The organism is Kitasatospora sp. MY 5-36, from assembly GCF_001182915.1.
GTDB lineage: Bacteria > Actinomycetota > Actinomycetes > Streptomycetales > Streptomycetaceae > Kitasatospora.
The window spans coordinates 1-1,885 of sequence record NZ_LFVW01001105.1 but is presented as its reverse complement, the minus strand read 5'-3'; the positions used below and the strand labels follow the sequence as shown (position 1 = coordinate 1,885).

The following is a 1,885-nucleotide window of genomic DNA, read 5'->3' as shown; positions in this document are numbered from 1 at the left end:
CGCCGCCGGGCCCGTCCCGCTGCCGCCCGCCGCCCCGTCGTCGCCGGTGCGCGAGCTGCGACGGGCGCGGCGCAGGGTGGGCCGTACGCTGGCCGCCGTGGTGCTCGTCCCGCTGGGGACGGCCGTACTGCTGACCGTGGCGCTGCGAGTATGGACGCTCTACGTGGTCAGCCTGTCGGTGCTGGACCCGGAGGTCTACGCCGCCCTCCAGATGGGGCAGGACCAGGCCTCCGTCGAGCGTCTGCTGCCGGGCCACCGGCTGCCGTACCGCCCGCCGAGCGGGCCGGCGACGCCCGCGCCGCCGACGGGGGAAGGGGTCTCGTGCGCGTACTACGCCATCACCGCCCAGCTGTTCGTGGACCGGGCCGGCGATGCCTACCGGCTCTGCTTCCAGGACTCCCGGCTGGTCTCGCGGGACGTGCTCGTCTCCTGAAGCCCTGGCTTCCGGCCTTCCACCTCCCGCGCTCCCGCCGCAACTCCCTTTCCCCACCACCTCCGTACCGAGCGACCGACAGGAGCCGCCGATGACCACCGCACCGATCCGGGTGCTGCTCGCCGACGACGAGCCCATGATCCGCGCGGGACTGCGCGCGGTGCTCGCCACCGACCCGGGCATCGAGATCGTCGCCGAGGCCGGGGACGGCCGGGAGGCCGTCGAACTGGTCCGGCGCCACCGGCCGGACGTCGCCGTACTGGACATCCGGATGCCCGGGACGGACGGCATCACGGCCGCCGCCGAGATCCGCCGGAACAGCCTGGCCACCGGAGTACTCATGCTGACCACCTTCGGTGAGGACGACTACATCCTGCGCGCGCTCAGCGGCGGCGCGAACGGCTTCCTGATCAAGTCCGGCGAGCCCGAGGAACTGCTCGCCGGGGTGCACGCGGTGGCCGGAGGGGCGGCCTACCTGTCACCCAAGGTGGCCGCCCGGGTGGTCGCCCACCTGGCCGCCACCGGGGCCGGCGGCCCCGCCGACCGGCGTGCCGGCGCCCGGGAGCAGGTGGCCGCCCTGACCACCCGGGAACGGGACGTGCTGACGCTGATCGCCGCCGGGCTGTCCAACGGTCAGATCGCCCGTCGGCTGGGGGTGGTGGAAGGCACCGTGAAGGCCCATGTGAGCTCCATCCTGGCCCGGTTGGGCGTGGCCAACCGGGCGGCCGCCGCCGTCCTCGCGCACGAGGCCGGACTGACCCTCGGCGCGACCTGCGCGGGCGGTCCACGGGACTGAGGCCGCCGCGCCCGGGGCGGTGCCGGAGTCGGAGCCGGAACCCGCGCCTGAGCTGGAGCCCGAGCCCGAGCCCGGGGCCGACGGTATCGGCGGTACCGACAGCAGCCGCCCGAGGACCGGCACCCCGGCCAGGGCCGTCACGGCAGTCGTGGCCGCCGGCCGCAGGGCGAGGACCGCCGCCGCCGTGACCGTGCCGCCGAGCGCGGCACCGGCGATCACGTCGTGCGGGTAGTGCACCCCGGCCGCCACCCGCAGCGCTGCCGTGGCGCCGCCGACGGGTATGACCAGCACAGCGCAGCGCGGGCGCAGCAGCACCAGCCCCGTGTCCAGCGCGACCGCCAGGGTGGCGTGGTTGCTGGGGAAGGACCAGTCGCCCGGCGGCGGACACGCGGCGACCGCCGTGCCTGGCAGCCCGGTGAGCGCCCGGCAGGGCCGCTCCTCGTCGAGGACCACCTTCAGCACCTCGCTCGCCCCGTAGGCCAGCACCGTGCCCAGCCCGACCAGCGCCACCCCCGCGACCACCCCGGCGGCCCGCCGGGCCCGGGCCGTCCACCAGCAGAACGCCAGCAGGAGACCCAGCACCAGCAGCCCGACCTCGGTGGCCGGCTCCAGCAGCGAGGCCACCGCGTGCGGGGCCTCGCCGACGGCCTCCGCCA

2 protein-coding genes and 1 pseudogene are annotated in these 1,885 nt (G+C 76.3%); 2 read left to right on the top strand and 1 reads right to left on the bottom strand.

Annotation, left to right across the window (positions count from 1 at the left end; translation table 11 throughout):
* Positions 1 to 136 precede the first annotated feature (136 nt).
* Complete coding sequence (locus AE652_RS40540) at positions 137 to 433, top strand: hypothetical protein (protein ID WP_159028717.1); 297 nt, start codon at positions 137 to 139, stop codon at positions 431 to 433.
* 91 nt (positions 434 to 524) lie between these two features.
* Positions 525 to 1,229: a response regulator transcription factor gene (locus AE652_RS40535; RefSeq protein ID WP_049660832.1), complete on the top strand. Its 705-nt coding sequence runs from the start codon at positions 525 to 527 to the stop codon at positions 1,227 to 1,229.
* Between the two features lie 228 nt (positions 1,230 to 1,457).
* On the opposite strand, the pseudogene AE652_RS48840 reads toward AE652_RS40535, so the two are convergent.
* A pseudogene (locus AE652_RS48840) lies at positions 1,458 to 1,682 on the bottom strand (phosphatase PAP2 family protein); the annotation flags it as partial.
* Positions 1,683 to 1,885: the final 203 nt, after the last annotated feature.

Excerpts from the sequence above, each read along its gene's own strand:
- AE652_RS40535 (WP_049660832.1), top strand. The coding sequence starts at position 525 with ATGACCACCGCACCGATCCGGGTGCTGCTCGCCGACGACGAGCCCATG.